Source organism: Pseudomonas sp. K8 (assembly GCF_014889455.1).
GTDB lineage: Bacteria > Pseudomonadota > Gammaproteobacteria > Pseudomonadales > Pseudomonadaceae > Aquipseudomonas > Aquipseudomonas veronii.
Genome location: NZ_VJWO01000018.1, coordinates 38,579 through 59,693, shown reverse-complemented (window position 1 = coordinate 59,693; position 21,115 = coordinate 38,579). Strand labels below are relative to the sequence as shown.

Annotated in this window: 16 protein-coding genes and 4 pseudogenes; 10 read left to right on the top strand and 10 right to left on the bottom strand. The window is 59.9% G+C overall.

All coding sequences use genetic code 11. The features are described from left to right. The 5 genes from INT12_RS14975 to INT12_RS14955 all read right to left on the bottom strand — a co-directional run bounded on the left by INT12_RS14975 (position 1) and on the right by INT12_RS14955 (position 5,529). Entirely contained in the window at positions 1-882 is an 882-nt protein-coding gene (locus INT12_RS14975) for a hypothetical protein (RefSeq protein ID WP_046483807.1), read from the bottom strand. After that, positions 882-3,248: a type VI secretion system Vgr family protein gene (locus INT12_RS14970; RefSeq protein ID WP_193040121.1), complete on the bottom strand. Its 2,367-nt coding sequence runs from the start codon at positions 3,246-3,248 to the stop codon at positions 882-884. The genes INT12_RS14975 and INT12_RS14970 overlap by 1 nt, the downstream gene beginning before the upstream one ends. A 25-nt stretch (positions 3,249-3,273) precedes the next feature. Further along, the gene (locus INT12_RS14965; RefSeq protein ID WP_026140151.1) at positions 3,274-3,531 is read right to left on the bottom strand and encodes a PAAR domain-containing protein; all 258 of its coding nucleotides are present in this window, start codon (positions 3,529-3,531) and stop codon (positions 3,274-3,276) included. 29 nt (positions 3,532-3,560) lie between these two features. Beyond that, positions 3,561-4,379, bottom strand: coding sequence for a type IVB secretion system protein IcmH/DotU (gene icmH / locus INT12_RS14960; protein ID WP_046483801.1), 819 nt, complete (start codon positions 4,377-4,379; stop codon positions 3,561-3,563). 583 nt (positions 4,380-4,962) lie between these two features. Next, positions 4,963-5,529, bottom strand: coding sequence for a phosphoribosyltransferase family protein (locus INT12_RS14955; RefSeq protein WP_193040120.1), 567 nt, complete (start codon positions 5,527-5,529; stop codon positions 4,963-4,965). A gap of 416 nt (positions 5,530-5,945) precedes the next feature. Between INT12_RS14955 and INT12_RS14950 the strand changes: the two genes are divergently transcribed. From INT12_RS14950 to INT12_RS14940, 3 genes and pseudogenes are all read left to right on the top strand, one after another. Continuing rightward, positions 5,946-6,842, top strand: a complete 897-nt coding sequence (locus tag INT12_RS14950) for a universal stress protein (RefSeq protein ID WP_193040119.1) — start codon at positions 5,946-5,948, stop codon at positions 6,840-6,842. 56 nt (positions 6,843-6,898) lie between these two features. Further along, positions 6,899-7,195 (top strand): annotated as a pseudogene (locus INT12_RS14945) (phosphoribosyltransferase family protein); the annotation flags it as partial. Between the two features lie 46 nt (positions 7,196-7,241). Beyond that, on the top strand, positions 7,242-7,901 hold the full coding sequence (locus INT12_RS14940; protein ID WP_026140150.1) for a dienelactone hydrolase family protein: 660 nt from the start codon (positions 7,242-7,244) through the stop codon (positions 7,899-7,901). Between the two features lie 17 nt (positions 7,902-7,918). On the opposite strand, the pseudogene INT12_RS14935 reads toward INT12_RS14940, so the two are convergent. The 3 genes and pseudogenes from INT12_RS14935 to INT12_RS14925 form a co-directional block, all read right to left on the bottom strand. Then, positions 7,919-8,071: pseudogene (locus INT12_RS14935) on the bottom strand (erythromycin esterase family protein); the annotation flags it as partial. A gap of 212 nt (positions 8,072-8,283) precedes the next feature. Continuing rightward, the gene (locus INT12_RS14930) at positions 8,284-8,736 is read right to left on the bottom strand and encodes a VOC family protein (RefSeq protein ID WP_017847958.1); all 453 of its coding nucleotides are present in this window, start codon (positions 8,734-8,736) and stop codon (positions 8,284-8,286) included. Positions 8,737-8,782: 46 nt separating this feature from the next. Continuing rightward, entirely contained in the window at positions 8,783-10,174 is a 1,392-nt protein-coding gene (locus tag INT12_RS14925) for an NAD-dependent succinate-semialdehyde dehydrogenase (RefSeq protein WP_046383987.1), read from the bottom strand. Between the two features lie 489 nt (positions 10,175-10,663). On the opposite strand from INT12_RS14925, the gene adhP reads away from it, so the two are divergent. The 4 genes and pseudogenes from adhP to INT12_RS31280 form a co-directional block, all read left to right on the top strand. Beyond that, on the top strand, positions 10,664-11,674 hold the full coding sequence (gene adhP / locus INT12_RS14920; RefSeq protein ID WP_017847956.1) for an alcohol dehydrogenase AdhP: 1,011 nt from the start codon (positions 10,664-10,666) through the stop codon (positions 11,672-11,674). Positions 11,675-11,852: 178 nt separating this feature from the next. Then, positions 11,853-12,470, top strand: coding sequence for a LysE family transporter (locus tag INT12_RS14915; protein WP_046383985.1), 618 nt, complete (start codon positions 11,853-11,855; stop codon positions 12,468-12,470). 48 nt (positions 12,471-12,518) lie between these two features. Further along, a pseudogene (locus tag INT12_RS14910) lies at positions 12,519-12,698 on the top strand (transposase); the annotation flags it as partial. A 145-nt stretch (positions 12,699-12,843) separates the two neighbouring features. After that, positions 12,844-13,082: pseudogene (locus INT12_RS31280) on the top strand (short-chain dehydrogenase); the annotation flags it as partial. Positions 13,083-13,168: 86 nt separating this feature from the next. Here the strand turns inward: INT12_RS31280 and INT12_RS14905 are convergent. Further along, positions 13,169-13,852, bottom strand: a complete 684-nt coding sequence (locus INT12_RS14905) for a response regulator (RefSeq protein WP_193040118.1) — start codon at positions 13,850-13,852, stop codon at positions 13,169-13,171. A 3-nt stretch (positions 13,853-13,855) separates the two neighbouring features. Next, complete coding sequence (gene baeS / locus INT12_RS14900; RefSeq protein ID WP_046383982.1) at positions 13,856-15,241, bottom strand: sensor histidine kinase efflux regulator BaeS; 1,386 nt, start codon at positions 15,239-15,241, stop codon at positions 13,856-13,858. Positions 15,242-15,385: 144 nt separating this feature from the next. On the opposite strand from baeS, the gene INT12_RS14895 reads away from it, so the two are divergent. Genes INT12_RS14895 through INT12_RS14885 form a run of 3 tightly spaced genes read left to right on the top strand, consistent with a single transcriptional unit; the run spans position 15,386 to position 21,098 of the window. Beyond that, positions 15,386-16,570, top strand: a complete 1,185-nt coding sequence (locus INT12_RS14895) for an efflux RND transporter periplasmic adaptor subunit (protein WP_046383981.1) — start codon at positions 15,386-15,388, stop codon at positions 16,568-16,570. A gap of 2 nt (positions 16,571-16,572) precedes the next feature. After that, on the top strand, positions 16,573-19,707 hold the full coding sequence (locus INT12_RS14890; RefSeq protein ID WP_046383980.1) for an efflux RND transporter permease subunit: 3,135 nt from the start codon (positions 16,573-16,575) through the stop codon (positions 19,705-19,707). Then, positions 19,704-21,098 (top strand): efflux transporter outer membrane subunit, encoded by a 1,395-nt coding sequence (locus tag INT12_RS14885; protein ID WP_193058898.1) that lies wholly within the window; start codon positions 19,704-19,706, stop codon positions 21,096-21,098. The genes INT12_RS14890 and INT12_RS14885 overlap by 4 nt, the downstream gene beginning before the upstream one ends. Positions 21,099-21,115 lie beyond the last annotated feature (17 nt).

Here is a 21,115-nt window from a genome sequence, read left to right as displayed (position 1 = left end):
TCACCTCCTGTTTTTGGTGCCTTTGGATGTCGGGGGCTGTTTGTTATCCGTTTCAGAGCCAGTGCAATCCTCCGGAACGCGTAGCAAGGCCACTTTCTCCCGACCAATTTTTTCTCGGTTGACGCCAGTTCTCGGCTCCATAAGCTCAGCGTACTGGTCGATCTGTTTTTGTTTTACCCAATCCCCTGGAAACTTGATCTCAACTGCCGCAAACACATTTTCCGATTCGAATGGCTCTTGTCGGTACTCAACAACGACTAGATCAGGCGCTAGCAATCCTCCAGGCCGTGGCCAAAACGGCTGAATATCGCTGCCGAACCGTTTGGGACGAGTTGCAGGGATCCCCAGTAAGGCTTTCTTGCTGGTGCCGTTGTAATTGGGCTCGGCCTTGAGTGAACTTCGCCATTGCAGCGCCTCATCTACGGCTTCAAAAAACAGAGAAGCCGTGAACTGCTTTAGGGCGACTTCAATAGTGGTCTCAATTTTATCGCCGGCAATTTTCTTGCTGATACGGCGTGGCACTTTGATCGGCAGTTGCAAAGCAACTGTGCAGACTTGGCTAATGGCTGGGCGAAAAGGCACTTTACGTTCAATGTATTCCTTGAAATTCAAGTTCTCCTTGCCTCTTCGAGAAACCGTGCTATTGCCACCCCGGTCCACTGCGGCAAACGTGGAGCTTTTGACGTCGATTTCACGCGTCATTGCTTCAATAGTTGCTCGAAGCATTTTTTTAATCTGGTTTCTTCGCTCGTTAATCTCTACTGCGAGTTGGGCTAACTCGGCGGCGGTTTTGGCGTTTTCATAAGCCTGGTTTGCTCGGTAGGCCCGATAGGCTCTATCGATAACGTGAGCGAGAGTACGGGCAATGGGGGCTACTGGCATCAGTCGAGGTCTCCACTGTGCTGAGCAAGAAAGTCATCAGGAAAAATGGCCTTGGTCTCTACGGGTGGGGCTTCATCGTCGAAAGCCATCAGATAGGGCTGCCAGGTTTCGGTGATTCGCTGATCGTCGCGCATGATTGCCTTATGAGCTTGCACGGATTTGGATGCCTCGGTAACAGTCCAGTCAGTTCCCCCTTGGGGGCAGGTCAGGCCTTCGGTGAGTAGGGTGGCGCCATCGGTGATGCGATATCGATAGCCCGCGAAAGCACGTTGATCGTTCTTCAGCAACGTGTAACGTCCCAGGAATGCTCCAAGCGGTGCGGGAGGCGATTGTGGACTGCCAAGCGGATTGCCCGTACCGATTGCGTCTGTGGTGACGGGGCCTTTGATCTTGATGGTCAGCCCATCAAGGGTAATGCCATCGCTATCAATCGTGATGCTGCCACCGGGGGCTCTCAGAACAATGCGTTCGCCCGATGTGACATCGAACACTGTCGTTTTTTGCTCAATGCATTGCCCTGCGGACAGGTAGTAGCGGTTCCGGACTGATTGCTCAGCACTGCCTCCGATCTGGATGTTATGGTCAGCGGCAATTTTATCATGCCGGTTGTTGGCAATTTCTTCGACTCGGTCCCCGCCGATGCTGGTGTGATGATTACGCCCCAGCGTCTGAATTCGATCACGGCCCAGTTCCAAATGCTGATCCTGCACAATAGCAATGTGCTCATCGTTACCTACTCGCTCGTTGCGGTTATGGCCGATGTCTACCTGCTCGTCGTGTTCGACCTTCTCGCTTCGGTCGTTACCCACGTAGGTGGTGTTGTTGTGCTTGATGTGGACGTTCTTGTCTTTTTCAGCATGGATATAAACTTCTTCCTGCCCCAGCTCATCCTCAAAGCGCAGCTCATTGAAACCTTCACCTTTATGGGTTCGGCTCTTGATGGTCATCCGCGTCTTGTGTTTCGGCAGTTGGTAGGGCGGCAGGTTGGTCTGTCTGTAGGCGGTCCCAGTGGCGATCGGCTGATCAGGATCTCCGTCCAGGTAGCTGATCACTAACTCCTGACCCACACGCGGGATCGCCATGGAGCCCCAGGTCGCCCCGGCCCAGCCTTGGGTGACGCGGATCCAGCAGGAGCTGTGGTCGTTGTTTTTGTCCGAGCGATCCCACGGGAACTGCACCTTGACTCGGCCCCATTCATCGCAATAGATCTCTTCCCCCGGAGGCCCAACCACCGTGGCGATCTGTGGGCCGTCGATGCAGGGTTTGGGACGCAGCGGAGCCTTCCAATCGGAGGTCCAACGGATGGCGCTGGCCTTCAACGAGTAAGACGTACCGAGGCCGCTACCAAAGGATTCTTCCTGCAGGCTGGTGTGCTGTTTGCCCTCATGCCTGATGGCAATGGTGCGCCAGCGATCATTGAAGTCCTCACGGGGATGATCGTTGAGGTCGAAGGCCAATCCCGGTTGCAGGCGCTCATCGTCGCCTTCCACATGGGCCAGCTTGGCGTCGTTGCGCAGTGCGGCCAGGCGCGTCTTGGTGAAGGGCTTGCCGGCAATGTCGCGTTTGTAGCGTCCCGGATAGTCGTAGCGTTCGTAGTCCTTGTGCTGGTTGTTCAGGTCCTGGTCGCCGGTGGCGGTGTGCTGCTGGTTGTAGCGCGGGTGGGTGAAGGTGTAGTCGCGCTGCACCTGGCGCGCGGTGCGCACTTGTTCGGTGTAGTGGAAGCGGGTCAATGCCGGTTCCAGGGCGTCGCCGCCACTCATGGGCTGGTAGATCACCGGGCAATCGGTGTGCGTGCCGATGGTGCCCAGGCCGCCGACGCGGTCGGTAAGAACGAGGATGTGGCCGTCGGCGCGGTGTTCGAAGGTGTAGAGCAGGCCTTCTTCGGCGGCGAGGCGAGCGATGAAATCGAGGTCGGTTTCGCCGGCCTGTACACAGTATTCACGGGGTTGGTGTTCGAAGCAGATTTCGCTGCGGATGTCGGTCAGTTTCTGCTCGGCCAGCATGCTGGTGATGATGTCGGGCACGGTCTGGGCCTGGAAGATGCGCCAGTCGGAGCGTAGATCGAAACGCTTCAGGGTCGGTTCGACCACGGCGGTGTAGCGGGTGCGGCGAAAGCCGGTGTCGCCCTGCTGGAACAGGCTGACCAAACCATGCACGTAGCGCACCGGGGTGTCGTCGCGCCAAATGGTGAACACGGCGGCCAGGTCGAGCATGCGGTAGAAGTCGATGGCGGGGTGATGACTGACCAGCTCCAGCTCAAGTTTGAAGGGTTGGGAGAGGCCTTCTTCAAGGGTGAACGAGACCACTTCGAAGGGATCGCCCCGCAGCGGTTGGAAGGTGTAACGCAGGTCGCTTTGACGGGGCATGAAACCTCCTTGTGGTGAGTGTGGGTCAGTTGATCAACCAGCTGTCGTCGCCGTTTTCCAGCACGCCTTCGTGGTCGGTGGTGTCACCGACGCGGGCCACGGCTTTGCCGTTGATGATCATTGACGGCGAGCCGCTGATGATCACGGCACCGCAACTGAGTGTGTCGCCAGCGCGGGCAACAGCCCGGCCATTGACAGTGAAGCTCCCTGATCCACTGGCGACAGTGACTGGGCCACACGTTGGACAAGCATGGTCGTGACCGACCAAAACGACGGTAGGCATAGAGCCTCCTTATGGCTTTCACATGGGAGTTAGAGCTTGAGAATTTTGTCCAGTGAGGCAAGGACTTCTTGGGTGATGGCGTTCAGTCGTAGGGTATAGATCGTGTAAGCCGTGACTAGTACGGCGGCGGCCAGTGCCCATGGCGTCCACAATGGCCACGTACGTTTGATCCGGTAGTTACGTGGCACAACGTTGGTCAACGGGTCGGTCAGGCGCTTGGGTGTTTCGCCGCGCAGGGGGCGCAACAGACCGTGCAGCTGGTCGATGATTTTTTGTATTTCGTCATCGCCCTTGGCATGGGCGCCATATTTGCCTTTGAGACCGGAGATCAGGCACTGGTACATGAACTCCAGCACATGCTGGTACCTGGCCGCTTCGGGGATCATGTTGTTCATGACGGTAAAGAATTTTTCGCCGCCCCATGTTTCCTCATGAAACTGACTGAGCAGTGAGCGTGCACTCCAAGTGGAGGACTTGCCCCAGGTAGTGCTCATGACTACCTCATCCAACAGCAGGCACAGGCTGTAGGAGTAGGCCTTGAGCATGCCGGCGTCGTAGTCGAGCTGGTTGACTTCTTCCATGATCGTGGTGATCTGGTTGCTGACGCTTTGGTACAGTGCGGACACATCGTCGTGCCGGTCTAAACGACGCAGGCGAATTACTAGGCCGATCAGCGGCGTGGCGGCATCGCACAGCGGGTTCCAGGCCACGCCGCGCAGGTCGAATTCGGGATCTGCAAGCAGCGGTTCAGGTTTGGTGCCAGTAGGCGTCGATTCAAGGGTGTTTTCGGGCGAGGCGATAGGTGTTGGTTCTGTGTGGGTGGCTCTGTTCGAAATGGCGCCACTCATCGCGTGCACTCTTCTATCTATATTGGTTGAGAGCTGCAACGCCAGTCCTACAGCTGTCGCCACTCTAGGCAGACAAGATTTGGCGCTTCAATAGGGCGTGGACGATCAAGAGACGTCCTACAACTGCTGGTGTAATAATCTGTCAGTTTTGACTGTCTTTGGCGGGCGTCTTTCGGCGGTGGATGTGGTTAGAGGTCTTGCGAGTGGGTTGGGCATACTCCGTGCAGCGTTCCACGGACATCTCTGCACTGCTGGCTATCGGCCTTTCAGGTAGGGGTTGCCAGCTTTGCCGAAGTAGTACACAACGTAGCCCGTCAACCAACGAGGCGTACCTAAAACCTCTTTGGAATCAACGAATTGCGCGGGAAACGAGTGTCTCGTTTCCCGCTCCAAACGTAGCGCTACAGAATTCAGTGGAATTCTGTCAGCGATCGAAACAAGGACCTCCGGGTCCTTTTTTCGTTCCGGCGGGAACCACTGACATCCAGCACCGTCCAGTGCTTTTAAGCCCTGAATTGTTGGCGCCGAGCGTTCTCCACCGCTCAAGTCCGGTGACTCGGCGAAGCCCTGAACGCTTCCACCGTCAGCGGGCGGCGCCGTGTCGTACCACTTCTATGCAAAAGGCCTGTTCGTAGGGCGGTACGTTGCATTCGACAATATCAGTGGCGGCGACTTGCAGGTGTATACCGACAATGTCGGCCCGGATCGGCTGCTGGCGGACATGCCGGTCGACCAGTACCGCCGTATGGACCCGACGAGCCCCCAGTTGTGCCAGATATGCACAAGTGCGCAGGAGGGAATGGCCCTCGAAGAGCACATCATCGACCACCAGAAACGTGGTATTGGCCAGATCCAACCTGCCCAGGGCCGGGTTTTCGGTCAATTGCGTGTAGGTATGCAGCACTTGCAGGTCGTCGGCGTAGCGCTTGACCTGCAGCGGGTAAACAGCGAGTTCCGGCCGGCCGGTCTGACGCGCAATGTACTCGCGCAACCGTTGAGCCAGGGGCTGGCCCCTGCGTTCGATGCCTATCAGTGCCGCATGCGTCGGTGGCAGAAGGGTGGCGGCCTTGCGCGCCATCGTCTGCAACACAACATCCAGCTCATCACTGTCATACAGGCGCAACCGTTGACTTGCCACTAGGATCGTCATTGCTTTCTCCTGCTCGGGAAACATGGGGTCATGCGGTGCCGGCTACGGCAGCAGGCGTATGCCATGAGATACGTGTGCAATCGGCGAGTCTGAACTCCTGAGGCGCCGCACCCTTGCGAGTGCATGTTGGGTCAATGTAGACCGGCTGACCCTGGCAAGATTGATATTGATCAATCGCGATCAATCCAACGCCCGATCCTTTCAACCGACGCGAATCGGCGGTGGCGCCAGAGGTGTGGGCACAAGCTGTCGCGAGTGAATGTATTGCTTGCCCGGGCACTTGATATAAATCAACTCCAAGGCCGCATCGACGGAGGATTCTGAGTTCATAAAGAAGGTGCTCGGTTCGGCGGTGAACACGACAGTTGTCCGCCATTGCGGGCAATGACAAACGTGCAAGCCCATGGAGTCCGATCATGAGCCAGTATCAACGGTTATTGCTGATCATCAACCCGGCGCTGCGCCGGTCTCAAGCCATGAACCATGCTGCCGCTCTGGCCAAGGTCAGCGGTGCGAGCCTGCACATTGCTGCCTTGATCCCTACTTGGAACCTGTTGTCGCTGCTCGAAGAGGGTGACCGGGCAAAAGCTCGCGAAAATTATCTGCAAGATCATCGCGATTGGCTCAAATACCAGGCGGCTCATCTGCGTGATAGTAATAAAGGTATCGAAGTGACGGCTGAAGCGAAGTGGGCCGACGACCTTCAGCAGGAGATTCTCGATTACGTCGCAGAAATGCAGCCAGACCTGCTGATCAAACAGGTGCAGCGCGAACCGGCACTCAAGCGTGCATTCATCACCCCGCTGGATTGGCGTTTACTGCGTCACTGCCCGATACCGGTCTATCTGCTCAGCGAAGACGACCTGCCCTTGCCGCGCAAGATCGTGGCGGCGGTCGATGCCTCCAATACCCTTGCCCAGGACAACGAGCTCAATGAACGGATCATCCAGCAGGCTTCCAGTCTCGCCATCCAGTGTCAGGCCGAGTTGCACTTGCTGTATGCCTGCGACATTTCCATGGTGTACCTGGGCGATATGGGCGGCGGGGGCCTGACAATTTCAGACCTTGGCAGGCAGTTGCGCAAAGGTCATGAAAAGTCATTCCTCGAACTGGCCGACCGTTATGGCGTGCCTGCCGACCGGCGGCATTTCATCGAAGGGCAGCCTGTCGCGGTGCTCAATGCGTTCACCGATGAGCAGCATATGGATGTGATTGTGATGGGCAAGGTCCAGTCCCACGGACTGGACAAGCTGCTGGGCAGCACCACCGAACATCTCCTGTATCAGGTGTCCTGCAGCATTCTGGCTATCTAGCGCGGCGAGGGCCGCCTATTCCGAAATCACAGGCGTTATCGTCGGAGGAGGTCCTCGTGATCCTTAGTCCCTCATTGCAAACCCTCTTGCCAAACCGCGTCGAGGCTGGTCGACGACTGGTGGAACCCTTGCTCAAATACGCCAACAGGTCTGACGTCATCATTCTCGCGTTGCCCCGAGGCGGTGTTCCGGTGGCTTATGAAGTCGCCACAGCCCTGAAGGTTCGCCTGGACCTGATGCTGGTACGCAAGCTCGGCGTGCCTTCACACCCGGAATATGCCATGGGCGCCATTGCCAGCGGAGGTATACAAATCCTTAATGACGACGCGATGCGGGTGCAGTCGATCGATCGAGCCGGTCGAGGATTGCCGCTGCCAGGCTCGCGGACGGAGCATCTTGATGTTTAAACCAATATCACGATCCATGGACCTGCCGGGCGTTGAACTGGACGCCGATTTGCGTTTGCCGACCAACACCCGCGCCTTGGTCGTTTTCGTACACGGCAGCGGTAGTGGCCGTTTGAGCCCGCGTAATCAATACGTGGCCGATGTACTGGCCCATCGGGGCTTGGGTTCGCTGTTGTTTGACCTGCTCACGGAAAAGGAGCAGCGCCTGGATAACTTGACCGGGGAGCTGCGTTTCGATATTCCGCTGTTGGCCAGACGCTTGATCGATGTCATCGACTGGGCCGCTCGGGACCCCCAATTACGCTTGCTGCGGATTGGACTGTTCGGCGCGAGCACCGGCGCTGGCGCGGCACTGGTGGCGGCGGCCGAGCGTGCGCAGGTGGTCGGGGCGGTGGTCAGCCGGGGTGGGCGGACCGACCTGGCGGGACCGGCGCTGGCCCGGGTGAAGGCACCGACCTTGCAGATTGTCGGCGCACAGGACCCGGTGGTGTTCGACTTGAATTGCCAAAGCAGCCGGGCCCTGCGGTGCGAGCAACGACTGGAAGTCGTGGAGGGCGCCACGCATCTATTCGAAGAGCCTGGCGCCCTGGAGACAGTCGCCCGACTCGCTGGCGAATGGTTTGAAAAATACCTGCAGTCCCCGCACCCCTGAGAGGGCTGCATTCAGCATCACACACCAAACGGATAGGTTTCTGGTTCCAGGTGTTGGGTTTTCGGCCACGGCAGCGCGGCAACCGGCTTGGTGTGCTCAATCCAGATCATGGCATCGAATTGATCTGCTGGCACGGACTCGAAGTAGTGACTGAAACGCTCGGTTTCGGGGTCGCTCAGGCCCGTCGAGCCTGGCTGGAGCCCCATGACGTGCTCAATACTCGTTTGCTACCTGAGCTGAAGCCATTCTTGCGCGGTGCCGGGCAAGGCGAACAGAACGCGATCAAGGACTATGTCAGCCATAGACAATATCGTTACGCGGGTACTGGCCTGGCACGCTCGTTTTATCAATCTCTTCAAGCGTGTATGCCGATGAAGAAATTTTATTCCCGGCGATCACTTCCTCGCGATTTTCCAAGCAAGCGCCGCTTTTGTTTTTCCAGGAAGAACATCACCTCGAGCTTCAGATTATCGGGGTCGAGGAAATAAACCGCATAGTAGCCCTCGCCATAATCCGGATAGTCAGCGGGCGCGTCGACAATCGTAACCGCCTGATCCAGCAGGAACGCGTATAGCGCATCGACGTCCTCGCGCGCGGCAACCTCGAATGCATAGTGGTGATAGCCCACATCGCCGGTCCGGTGCTTGTGTTTGCGCCCCTGGGCATCGGCTTCGGTGATCCAGAACAGGGTTTCGCCATTGGTCCAACCAATAACCCGGTCGAACTCCCACTCTATGGTGAATCCCAAGAAACCGAGTACCTGATCGTAGAACGCCCTGGAGCGGTCCAGATCACTGACACGAATAGCCAAGTGGTCTATCCCGATGACGTTCATCCTGTCAGGTCTCCTCGGTTTCTTGGGACAAAGAGCGCTGTTGAACTCAGAACGGGGCGTCGATATCGACCACGACAATGAGCTTGTGGTTGACGAACTCCTTGAGCCCGAGACCGATCAGCTCGCGGCCGTACCCCGAGCGGCGCACGCCACCGAAAGGCAGATCGGCTTCGACCTTGGTCGGATGGTTGACGAACACCATGCCGGTGGAGATTTTCTTCGCGACTTCTGCGCCATGCGCCGTGTCCGAGGTGAATACCGAACCGCCGAGGCCGAACGGCGAGTCGTTGGCGATACGCACTGCATCGTCTTCATCCTTGGCGCGGAACACCATGGACACCGGGCCAAAGAACTCCCAGTAGCGAGCGGGGTTGTCTTCGGCGACATCGGTCAGGATCGTCGGCTGCACGAATGCCCCATCGACAGGCACGGGCGGCCCGACTTCTTCGGCCTTGGCGCCAAGCTTCACGGCTTCAAGGATCTTTTGCTTGACCTCATTGGCCGCGCTTTGCGAGGAGAGCGGTGCCAGGGTCGTCTTCGCATCGAAGGGATCGCCGGCCACCAACTCCGCGACGCCCTTGCGATAGAGCGCGAGGAAGTCGTCATAGACCGCATCGACCACGATCATGCGCTTGGAGGACACGCAGACCTGCCCGGCATTCCAATGCCGGCCGAACACCGCCCATTTGCTCGTTTTCGCCAGGTCCGCGTCGGCCAGCACGACGAAGGCGTCGGCGCCGCCGAGTTCCAGGGTGGATTTTTTCAGCGCTTTACCCGCTTGCGACGCAACCACTGCACCGGCGCCTTCCGAGCCGGTCAAGGCAACGCCCTGCACGCGGGCATCGTTGATGATCAGCTCGATCTGCGAACGCGTGGCGTACAGATTACGGAAGGCGCCGTCAGGCAGGCCGGCATCCTTCATCAGCTTTTGAAAGCCAGCGGCGCTTTGCGGCACATTCGCTGCGTGTTTGAGAAGCACGGTATTACCGGCAGAAAGCTGCGGCGCCAGAATGCGGGCGATCTGGTAATAAGGGAAGTTCCACGGCTCGATCGCCAGCAGCACGCCGAGCGGTTCGCAGACGAGAACCGCCTCGCCCTCGGCAGGGTCGAGGACCGGGAGTTTCTCCGGCTTGAGCAAGGTTTCGGCATTGCGCACATAGTATTCGAAGATTTTTGCCGACAGCTCGACCTCGGCTTTCGCCTCGGCAAACAGCTTGCCCATCTCCAGCGTCAGTACCCTGGCAAAGGCGTCGCTGTCCTTGCGCAGGATATCGGCCGCATTCTGCAGGATGCGCGCACGTTCGGCGAAAGAGGTGTCCTTCCACGCCAGGAAAGCCTCATGGGCCTTGCCGATGGCCGCGGTGACTTCTGCATCGGTCGCATCGGGAAAGGTTTGCAGTGTCTCGCCCGTATAGGGATTGATTGTTGCGTATGCCATGTAAAAGCTACTCCAGAACCGTTTCGACTAAATGGCCAACCCGCCGCTGAGTGCATATGCCGGGCCTGCCGAAGGTACACGAGGAACAGGTTTCAAACATGGAGCCAAAGGTCGCAGGCCCACCCAGGCCCGAGAGATCGGGGAGCTCACTTGACGTTCAGGGCGGCGGCGACGGTCACTGAAAGCGGTCACGATGATCTGCCGATCAGCGTCTCCTGTTGATCTTTGTCATAGAAAGGCAAAGAAGAGGCGTCCTTGCGCGGGTTGCCTGACTAATAGGCATCCCCCTTTTGCGCGACTTGTGCCATAAGACCGGTAGCGTTGGCGACCCGATGGCGCAGCAATAGCATCCATTGACTCCCCGACCCTGGGGCCGGGTGGCGGGCATTGCGCCAGACTTCGGAGCGCTGGAAGGGTGGTGCTGTACTGCTTTGGCATTTGTTGGGCCCGCTGTAACGCAAGCTCACTCACGGATACAAGGAGATAAGCATGAAAGCTGCTGTTGTTGCCCAAGGGCAACGCGTGAATGTGATCGAAAAAACATTACGGCCTCTGAAACATGGTGAGGCTCTCCTTAAAATGCAGTGCTGCGGGGTCTGCCATACTGACCTGCACGTCAAGAACGGCGATTTCGGTGATAAAACCGGGGTGATCCTAGGCCATGAAGGCATCGGTATCGTGCAGCAGGTAGGACCAGGCGTCACCTCTCTGAAGCCCGGTGACCGTGCCAGCGTAGCCTGGTTCTTCCAGGGCTGTGGGCACTGTGAATACTGCAACAGCGGCAACGAGACACTCTGCCGCAACGTAAAAAACTCCGGCTACACCGTGGATGGTGCAATGGCCGAAGAGTGCATTGTCGTCGCCGACTACTCGGTGAAAGTGCCTGATGGGCTTGATTCTGCGGCGGCGAGCAGCGTGACCTGTGCTGGCGTAACGACCTATAAAGCCGTGAAGGTTTCCAATATCCGCCCCGGGCAATGGATTGCGATCTACGGGCTGGGCGGCCTGGGGAATCTGGCGTTGCAGTACGCAAAAAATGTATTCAACGCCCGAGTGATCGCCGTGGACATCAACGATGATCAACTGCAGTTCGCCAGGGAAATGGGCGCTGACCTGGTCATCAACTCCCGCAACGAGGATGCCGCAAAAGTTATCCAGGAGAAGGTCGGCGGAGCTCACGCGGCTGTCGTGACGGCCGTCGCCAAGGTCGCGTTCAACTCTGCGGTGGATGCCCTGCGTGCCGGTGGACGCCTGGTCGCAGTTGGGCTTCCGCCTGAAGCCATGAGCCTCGATATTCCTCGGTTGGTGCTTGACGGGATCGAGGTGGTCGGCTCGCTGGTCGGTACTCGACAAGACCTCGTAGAAGCCTTCGAGTTTGCCGCGCAAGGCAAGGTGGTGCCGAAGGTGACACTGCGTCCGATCGAAGATATCAATGAGATCTTCGATGAAATGCAGCAAGGGAAAATCAAAGGCCGCATGGTGATTGATTTGAGTCATTGACGGGCCATTGGCAGTCGCTCGGGCGGCTGCCAATACCGTTGGCTCCTCGCGACGAGAAGCGCAGTTGATCGCTTTTGCCGATAGTTTCTGGATGGTTTTCTCACCTGCATCGCTAGATATTGAGGCGAGGTTGATGATAGGTTTTGCGTCCCAAACCATCCTGCGCGGGAGATAACCGATGTTTGGCGTGACCGACTATGGCGCTTTCATCATCGCCTTCATCATCGTCCTGGCCATTCCTGGCCCCGGCAATTTTGCCCTCATCACGGCGACCGGCAAAGGCGGGATAAAAGCGGGTTTGGCTGCGACATGCGGAGTGATACTCGGTGACCAGGTGCTCTTATGGCTGGCGGTCGCTGGCGTTGCAACCCTGCTGGCCGCGTATCCGGCAGCGTTCCATCTCATTCAATGGTTGGGTGCGTCGTACTTGGCGTGGCTGGGCCTGCGAATGTTGTTTAGTCAGGCTGGGGCCGCGCCGCGCAAGAGCCGGATGGATAACGGCCATTTCCTGCGTCAGACCATGATGATCACGTTGCTCAACCCCAAGGCGATCATCTTCTACATGGCCTTTTTCCCGTTGTTTGTCGATCCGGTGAAGCATCAGGGCATAGTGACATTCGCGTTCATGGCCGCGACCGTAGCGGTGGTGACGTTCCTCTATGGTTTGATAGCCGTCCTATTGACCCACAAGCTCGCTCAGCGCATGCGGGCCAACCCGCGCATCGCCAATCTGCTGGAGCGCTTGGCCGGCGTTTGCCTGCTGGGGTTCGGCGTCAAGCTGGTCGCCATGCGCTAAATACGAGCCGTTGGTTTACCCTGTCAGCAACCTGAAAACCATTGTCTTATCGAAGCCAGCCGCTCACTCGGCATTGGTGAGTCAGCGCTGCGCCGCTGGGTTGACCAGGTTCAGAAAGGGCGCCAAGGCGTCACGCCGCAGAGCAAGACGCTGACCCCAGAGCAGCAGAACATTCAGGAGCTGGAAGCTCGGATCGCCTGGCTTGAGCGAGAAAAATCCATACTAAAAAACCGCCTCCCCGGCGCTCCGCGGCTCATTGGATTAGAAATACTGCGTTCTACACTGATCTTACTGGACAGTGGTCGCTGGCTTTTTGGAGGCTTAGTCCCCGTCAAAAAACTTGACCCAGGGGAAGCTGCGGACCCGTTAGTGGTGGCACGAACTTAACGAGGTTAATGTCGTGGCGCCGTTCCACCTAGTCGCGTTGCCGAGTCGGCATTGCGCGATGCCGCCTGTTACCGTCGAGCAGGTTGCGTCGTAAACATCAGTTCGCATGCCGGTATCCGTCCTAAGGGCGCATCTATTCCCTATGCGGTAGTTGTAATGCTGGTCGAGTCGGACGACTTGACCGGCGAGATACTCCTCTCAGACGGCGGGTTGAATCTGACCTAGGTTTAGCGTGCTCCGGTATCTGGAGATGGTTGCAGGCGTTCCGCTTGCGCCTCGTTGACGGTGCCGATGTGTGTTATTCCGAGGTATCAGGCCTCGGAAAGCTGAAACCGATAACCGACCCCATACAACGATTCGATGGGCGTTTCCCCTGGGCACGCCTGCTCCAGCTTGCGCCGCAGGTTGCGGATATGGCTGTCCACCGTGCGGTCGGTGACCACGCGGTGGTCGGAGTAGATCTTGTCGAGCAGTTGGTCACGGGAAAATACCCGCCCGGCGGAACGTGCAAAGGTGCTGAGCAGTCGCAGTTCCAGGGGGGTGAGGTCCAGGGCGATGCCGTCTATCGAGGCGCGATATTGCGCTTCGTCGATCAGCAGTCGCGGCGCCGAGCTGGCCAGCAGTTGGGGCCCGCGGCGCAGGATGGCCTTGACCCGGGCCACCACCTCCCGGGGGCTGAAAGGCTTGCAGATGTAGTCGTCGGCCCCCAGGTCCAGGCCCAGCAGGCGGTCCACCTCTTCGACGCGGGCGGTGATCATGATGATCGGCACGGCGCTGAAACCGCGCAGGTCCTGGCAGATTTGCATGCCGTCACGCCCGGGCAGCATCAGGTCGAGCAGGATCAGGCGCGGTGTTTGCGCACGCACGGTCGGCACCACCTGCAAGCCGTTGTCCAGGCACACGGTTGAGTAGCCTGCCGCGACCAGATAATCCTGCATCAAGGCGGCCAGCTTCGGTTCATCTTCGACAATCAGGATCGGGCTTTTGTCGGTCATGGTTCAGATATCCCGTGGCAAGCGCAGGGTCAGCCAAAGGCCGCCGAGGGGCGAGTGAGCGGCGCTGAGGCTGCCGCCGTGGGCGAGGGCGATGTTGTGACAAATCGCCAAGCCCAGACCGGCACCGCCACTGGCACGGTTGCGCGATGATTCGCCGCGATAGAAGCGCTCGAACAGGCGCGGCAGTTGCTCGGCCGAGACCCCCGGGCCAGAGTCGATGAAGTCGATGCACACATTCGCGCGATCGACGACGGCGCGGATGCGGATGAGCCCGTTCGGGTCGGTGTAGCGCACGGCATTTTCCAGCAGGTTGGAAAACAATTGCTGCAGGCGGCTGGCGTCGGCCAACAATTCCAGGGGCTGCGACGGCAGCTCCAGTTCGACGCGCAGATGCCGGTCGTTCAAACGCTCCTGAAACATCGACACGCTGGCTTGCAGCAGTTGATCGAGTCTGCACGCGCTCTTGCGGTAGGTCAGCGCGCCCACATCCGCCAGGGACAGTTCATACAGGTCATCCACCAGTTTGCTGAGCATGCTGACCTCACCTTGCAAGGACTTCATCGACCCTTGGTTCAGGGTGCGAACGCCATCCTCGATGGCCTCCAGCTCACCGCGCAACACCGACAGCGGGGTGCGCAACTCATGGGAGACATCGGCCATGAACTCGCGCCGCATCTGTTCATTGCGCTCCAGGGTGTAGGCGAGTTGGTTGAAGTCCCGCGCCAATTGGCCCACTTCGTCATTGGAGGCCACGGCCACCCGGCTGCCGTAGTCGCCGCTTGCCAGGCGGTGGGTCGCCGCCGCCACCTTTTTCACTGGCTCCAACAGCGTGCGGGCGATCCACCAGGCAATCAGCATCGCCAGCAACAGCGAAAAGGCGCCCATCACCAGGCTGGTGCGTAACTGGTATTGCTGGAACCGTTCGCCGCCGGCTTCGGTCACGCTCTGGAACGGGGTCACGGCCAGCCAGCCAACGGTTTTATCGGCCACCACAATCGCGCGCAACAACGCATCGTTGCCGATATCCGGGTAGCCGTTCACGCGTTTTTTGTGTTCATCCAGCAAGGCGATGCGAAACAGCGCGCCTGTCAGGTCCGATGCCATGGGCGTGCGCAAATCGTTCTTCGCCGGATCTTCGCCGACCTCGGGCCGCATGATGTCGAACCAGCGATCCGACCGGTTGCGCAGGAACTCCCAATTGCCTTCGCGCGCATAGGCGCTGGCCAGGCGCGGCAGCACGGGGGCCATGCGCTCCAGCGCCTGCTCATTGAGATAGCCGAGAAAGCCCCGCCCGAAACTCCAGCTCGTCGCCACCCCCATGCTCAGGATGACCAGCAGCACGCCGGCCAGTACCGCAATAAACAGTTTGGTGGAGATACTCAACTTCATGGAGGTGGGCCGTTAAGAATGGATTGGGCCATTTAGGCCCTGGCGAAGAAAAGATTCAACCCGGCCGGGCAATCTTCAATTTTCCTGCACATTTGCCTTGCACGATGGCGCTGACTCAAGCCATCCCGTCTTGTAGAGGCCGCTATGTCGACGAAAATCTTCGCCAAATACCTGGTAACCGCCGCGGTTTGCCTGTCCTTGTTCATTCTGGTCCTGCTGGGCGGTTGCTCCGGCGGCGAGCCGGCACCTCAAGCGATCACTCCCAAAGTCTCGGTGATCAGCATAAAACCCCAGAGCCAAGTGCTGACCACCGAGTTGGCGGGGCGTACCCAAGCCTTCATGGTGGCGCAGATTCGCCCGCAAGTCGGCGGTATCGTCCAGCGGCGGCTGTTTGTCGAGGGGGCGGATGTCAAGGCCGGCCAAGCGCTCTACCAATTGGATGCGGCGTCCTATACCGCCGCCCTGGCGCAGTCCGAGGCGAGCCTGGCCAAGTACCGCGCCACCCTTAAATCGGCGCAGGCCACCGCCAGGCGCGACGCCGAACTGGTGAAGATCAATGCCATCAGTCAGCAAACTAACGAAGACGCTCAGGCCACCTTGCTGACGGCCGCCGCCGACGTGCAAGTCGCCGAGGCTGAAGTCCAAACCGCCCGCATCAACCTGGCTTACACGCGCATCACCTCGCCGGTCAGCGGGCGCATTGAAACATCCACGGTGACCCCGGGCGCGCTGGTGGTGGCCAATCAGGACAGCGCATTGACCACCGTGCAGCAACTCGATCCGATCTACGTGGACGTTACCCAATCGACCACCGAACTGCTGCGCCTCAAGCGTGACCTGGCCAGCGGCGTGTTGCAGTCCAATGGCAACGGCGAGGCGCGCATCAGCCTGAAGCTGGACGACGGCACCACCTACAACCAGCAAGGGCGGCTCAAGGTCAGCGGGGTGAGTGTCAACGAGGGCACGGGCACCGTCACCCTGCGTGCCGAATTCGCCAACCCGGACCACCTGCTGTTGCCGGGCATGTATGTCCGCGCGGTGCTGGAACAGGCGCGCGATGACCAGGCCATTCTGATCCCGCAAAAAGCGGTGAACCGCAGCGCCAGCGGGGTGACCACTGCGTTGCTGGTGGTCGACGGCAAGGTTGAACAGCGTGAGCTGACCATCGATCGCGCGGTGGGCAATCAGTGGTGGATCACCGCGGGCCTGAAGGCGGGTGATCAGTTGGTCGTCGAAGGCGGACAAAAAGTCCGTGCCGGCGCCGCCGTCCAGGTGCAGGACGCCAATGCTCAGGCGGCCACGCCGTCCACCCCTGTGAAGGAGGGTTAAGCGTGGCGCAGTTTTTTATTGATCGACCGATTTTCGCCTGGGTCATCGCCATCGTGATCATGCTCGGCGGCAGCCTGTCCATCAGCCAGTTGCCGTTGGAGCAATACCCCGACATCGCGCCGCCCACGGTGAAGATTTCCGCGACCTACACCGGGGCCTCGGCCAAGACCGTGGAAGACTCGGTGACCCAGGTCATCGAACAGCAGATGAAAGGCCTGGATAACCTGACCTACATGTCGGCCAACAGCAGTTCGGCGGGCAGCGCCAGCATCAGCTTGACCTTTACCGCCGGCACCGACCCGGATGTGGCCCAGATGCAGGTGCAGAACAAGCTGCAACAAGCCGAGTCGAGACTGCCGCAATCGGTACAAAGCGAAGGCCTGACCGTGACCAAGGGCGGCTCGGACTTCCTGATGATTGTCGCCCTGGCATCGGATGACCCCAGCGTTACCGGGACTCAGATCGGCGACTACATTTCCACCACCTTGCTCGACTCCATCAGCCGCATAGACGGCGTCGGCGATGTGCAGACCCTGGGATCAGGCTATGCCATGCGTATCTGGCTGGACCCGGCCCTGTTGGAAAAGTACGCGCTGATGCCTTCGGACGTCAGCAGTGCCCTGGAGGCGCAGAACACCGAAGTCTCCGCCGGGCAGCTGGGGGCTTTGCCGGCGATCAAGGGGCAGCAGTTGAACGCCACGATCAGCGCCCGCAGCAAACTGCAGACCGTCGAAGAGTTTCGCAACGTGGTGGTCAAGTCCAGCAGCGACGGTGCCGTGGTGTTGCTGGGCGATATCGCGACCTTGGAGCTGGGCAGCGAAAGCTACGACATCAGCAGCGCCCTCAACGGCAAGCCCGCCGCGGCCATGGGCGTGCAACTGGCGGCAGGTGCGAATGCGCTGAGCGTCGGCAAGGCGGTCAAGGCCAAGCTCAAAGAGATGGAGCCGTTCTACCCGACTGAAATGCAGCTTAAAAACGTGATTGCCTACGACACCACGCCGTTTGTCAGCCTGTCCATCGAGGAAGTGGTCAAGGCCTTGGGCGAGGCCATCGTGCTGGTGGTGTTGATCATGTTCCTGTTCCTGCAAAACCTGCGCGCGACGCTGATCCCGGCGATTACCGTACCGGTGGTGCTGCTGGGCACGTTCGGCGTGTTGGCGATGTTTGGCTATTCGATCAACACCTTGACGATGTTTGCCATGGTCCTGGCGATCGGCTTGCTGGTGGATGATGCCATCGTGGTGGTGGAAAACGTTGAGCGGCTGATGGGCGAGGGGCTATCGCCCGTGGCGGCCACGCGTCAATCAATGCGTGAAATCAGCAGCGCACTGGTCGGCATCACGCTGGTGCTGAGCGCGGTGTTTATCCCCATGGCGTTTTTCGGCGGTTCCACCGGGATTATCTATCGGCAGTTCTCGGTGACCATTGTTTCGGCCATGGTCCTGTCGGTGCTGGTGGCGATGACCCTGACCCCGGCGCTCTGCGCTTCGTTGCTCAAAACGCGTGATGGCCGCGGGCATGGTGCTCAGCACGGGTTCTTCGGCTGGTTCAACCGCACCTTTGAACGTGCCAGCGCCGGTTACGAGCGCTGGGTGGGCGTGGTGCTGCGGCGTTGGGGGCGCAGCCTGTTGCTCTATGGCGCGGTGCTGGTGGTCATGGCGGTGGGGTACATGAGCCTGGCCACGTCGTTTCTGCCGGACGAAGATCAGGGGATCCTCATGGCACAGATCCAGTTGCCAGTCGGGGCGACGGACAGCCGCACGCAAGCTGTGATCAAGCAGTTCGAGGACTACATCCTGAAACAGCCCGAAGTCGAAGCGATGATCAGCATCAGCGGGCTGGGCATGGGGGGTAACAGCCAGAACACCGCGCGCGCGTTTATCCGCCTCAAGGACTGGGACGAACGCGGTGGGCCCGGCCAGGGTGCGGCGGCCATTGCCCAACGGGCGACCATGGCGCTCTCCAGCATCGGCGATGCCGACGCTTTCGTCATGCAACCACCGACGGTGCGCGGCCTGGGCCAGAGCTCGGGGTTCGACCTGCAACTCAAGGACCTCGCCGGCCTGGGCCATGATGCGCTGGTGGCGGCCCGCGAACAGTTCCTTGAGCTGGCCAGAAAAGACCCGCGCTTGCTGGGCGTTCGCAGCAACGGTCTGGACGATGCGCCGCAGCTCAAGGTCAGCATCGACGACCGCAAGGCCGGAGCGCTGAGCCTGAGTACCAGCGACATCAACACCACCTTGTCGACGGCGTTGGGCGGTACGTATGTGAATGACTTTCTCAACCAGGGCCGGGTGAAAAAAGTCTACGTGCAGGGCCAGGCATCCGCGCGCATGCAGGCCGCGGACCTTGATCATTGGTTCGTGCGCAACAGCAGCAATGAAATGGTGCCGTTCTCATCGTTTGCCAGCAGCACCTGGAGTTACGGCTCGCCCTTGCTGGAACGCTATAACGGGAACGCCTCCCTGGAAATTGTGGGCGACCCCGCGCCAGGCGTGAGCTCCGGCGACGCGATGGACGCGGTGGAAGCCATCGTCCGGCAATTGCCCCAGGGCATCGGCTACGAATGGACCGGGCAGTCCTATCAGTTGCGGCTATCCGGCTCCCAGGCCCCGCTGCTCTATGCACTCTCCGTATTGTTTGTGTTCCTGTGCCTGGCCGCGCTCTACGAGAGTTGGTCGGTGCCGTTTTCGGTGATTCTGGTGGTCCCCCTGGGGGTGATCGGTGCAGTGCTGGCGACCCGTGTCGCCGGGTTGAGCAACGACGTGTATTTCCAGGTGGGGCTGTTGACCACCGTGGGCCTGGCCGCGAAAAACGCGATCCTGATCGTGGAGTTCGCCAAGCACCTGCAAGAGCAGGGCAACAGCCTGATCGATGCGACGCTGATCGCGGTGCGCCAACGCCTGCGGCCGATCCTGATGACGTCCCTGGCCTTCATGTTCGGCGTGTTGCCGCTGGCCTTGAGTAGCGGCGCAGGCTCCGCCGGGCGTCAGGCCATCGGTACGGGCGTGCTGGGCGGTATGTTCAGCGCCACGGTGCTGGGGATCTTCTTTGTACCGCTGTTTTTTGTGCTGATCCGCCGCCGTTTCGGCAGCGAGCGCAGTACTCGTCAATCTGCCCCGACAGGTGATGCATGATCAAGTCACATTGGCCTTTGCTGGCCGCCATGGTCCTGGGTGGCTGCGTCAACCTGGCGCCCCAGTATGAGCGGCCGGAAGCGCCTGTTTCCGCGCAATGGCTGCCGACGGCCAGCCTGCCGAAAGGGCAGGCGGGGGTCGATGTCAAATGGCAGCAGTTCTTTACCGACAGCCGCCTGGCACAGTTGCAGGCGTTGGCGCTGGCCAATAACCGCGACTTGCGCCTGGCCAGCCTGAATGTCGAAAAGGCCCAGGCGCAGTACCGCATCAAGCGCGCGGACCTGTTTCCCACCATCGATGCCAGCGTCAGCGGCACCCACAGCCGCACGCCAGGGTCGTTGTCCAGCACCGGCACGGCGGCCACCACTCACGATTACAGTGCGCAATTGGGCTTGAGCAGTTATGAACTGGACGTGTTTGGCCGGCTACGCAACCTGCGGGATGAGGCGCTGGAAGACTACCTGGCGCTGACGGAAACCCGACGCAGTACGCAAATCAGCCTGGTGGCCGAAGTGGCCACCGCCTGGCTGACCCTGGCCGCCGACAACGAACGGCTGCTGCTGGCCCAGCAAACCCTGACCAGCCAGTTGGCCACCTACGACCTGACCCAGCGCAGCTATGCCCTGGGCGGCTCCTCCGCGCTGTCCGTGGCGCAAGCCCAGACCACGGTCGAGTCGGCGCGCGGCGATGTGGCGTCCTACGAGAGCCAGATTCTGCAGGATCGCAATGCCTTGCGCCTGTTGGTCGGCAGCGACCTTCCCGAGGCACTCTTGCCGGGCACGCACCTGGCGTCGGCGGCGGTGCTGGTGGACATACCGGCGGGCCTGCCGTCGAGCCTCTTGCAACAACGCCCGGACGTGCTGTCGGCGGAACACACGCTCAAGTCGGCGAACATCGACATCGGCGCGGCCCGTGCGGCGTTTTACCCCAGCATCAGCCTGACCGCCAACGCCGGCTCGTCCAGCTCGGCATTGGCCGGCCTGTTCAAATCCGGCAGCGGTGCCTGGACCTTTGCCCCGAGCATCAGCGTGCCGATTTTCGACGCCGGGAGTAACCGCGCGACCCTGGATTCGGCCAAGGTCGAGCGTGACATCCAGATACAGACTTATCAGCAGACCCTGCAGACCGCGTTCCGCGAAGTGGCCGACGCGCTGGCCGTGCGCAGCACCCTGGATCGCCGGATCGCCGCGCAACAGGCGCTGACCGACGCCAGCCGCAAGAGCTTCGAACTCTCGGACGCCTTGTACCGGGGCGGGTCGCAAAGCTACCTGGAAGCCCTGGATGCACAACGCTCGCTCTACAGCGCCGAGCAGGACCTGATCACCCTGCGTCTGACCGAGCAGAGTAACCGCATCACGTTGTACAAAGTGTTGGGAGGCGGTTGGAATTAATGGCCCTGTCTCTTGCA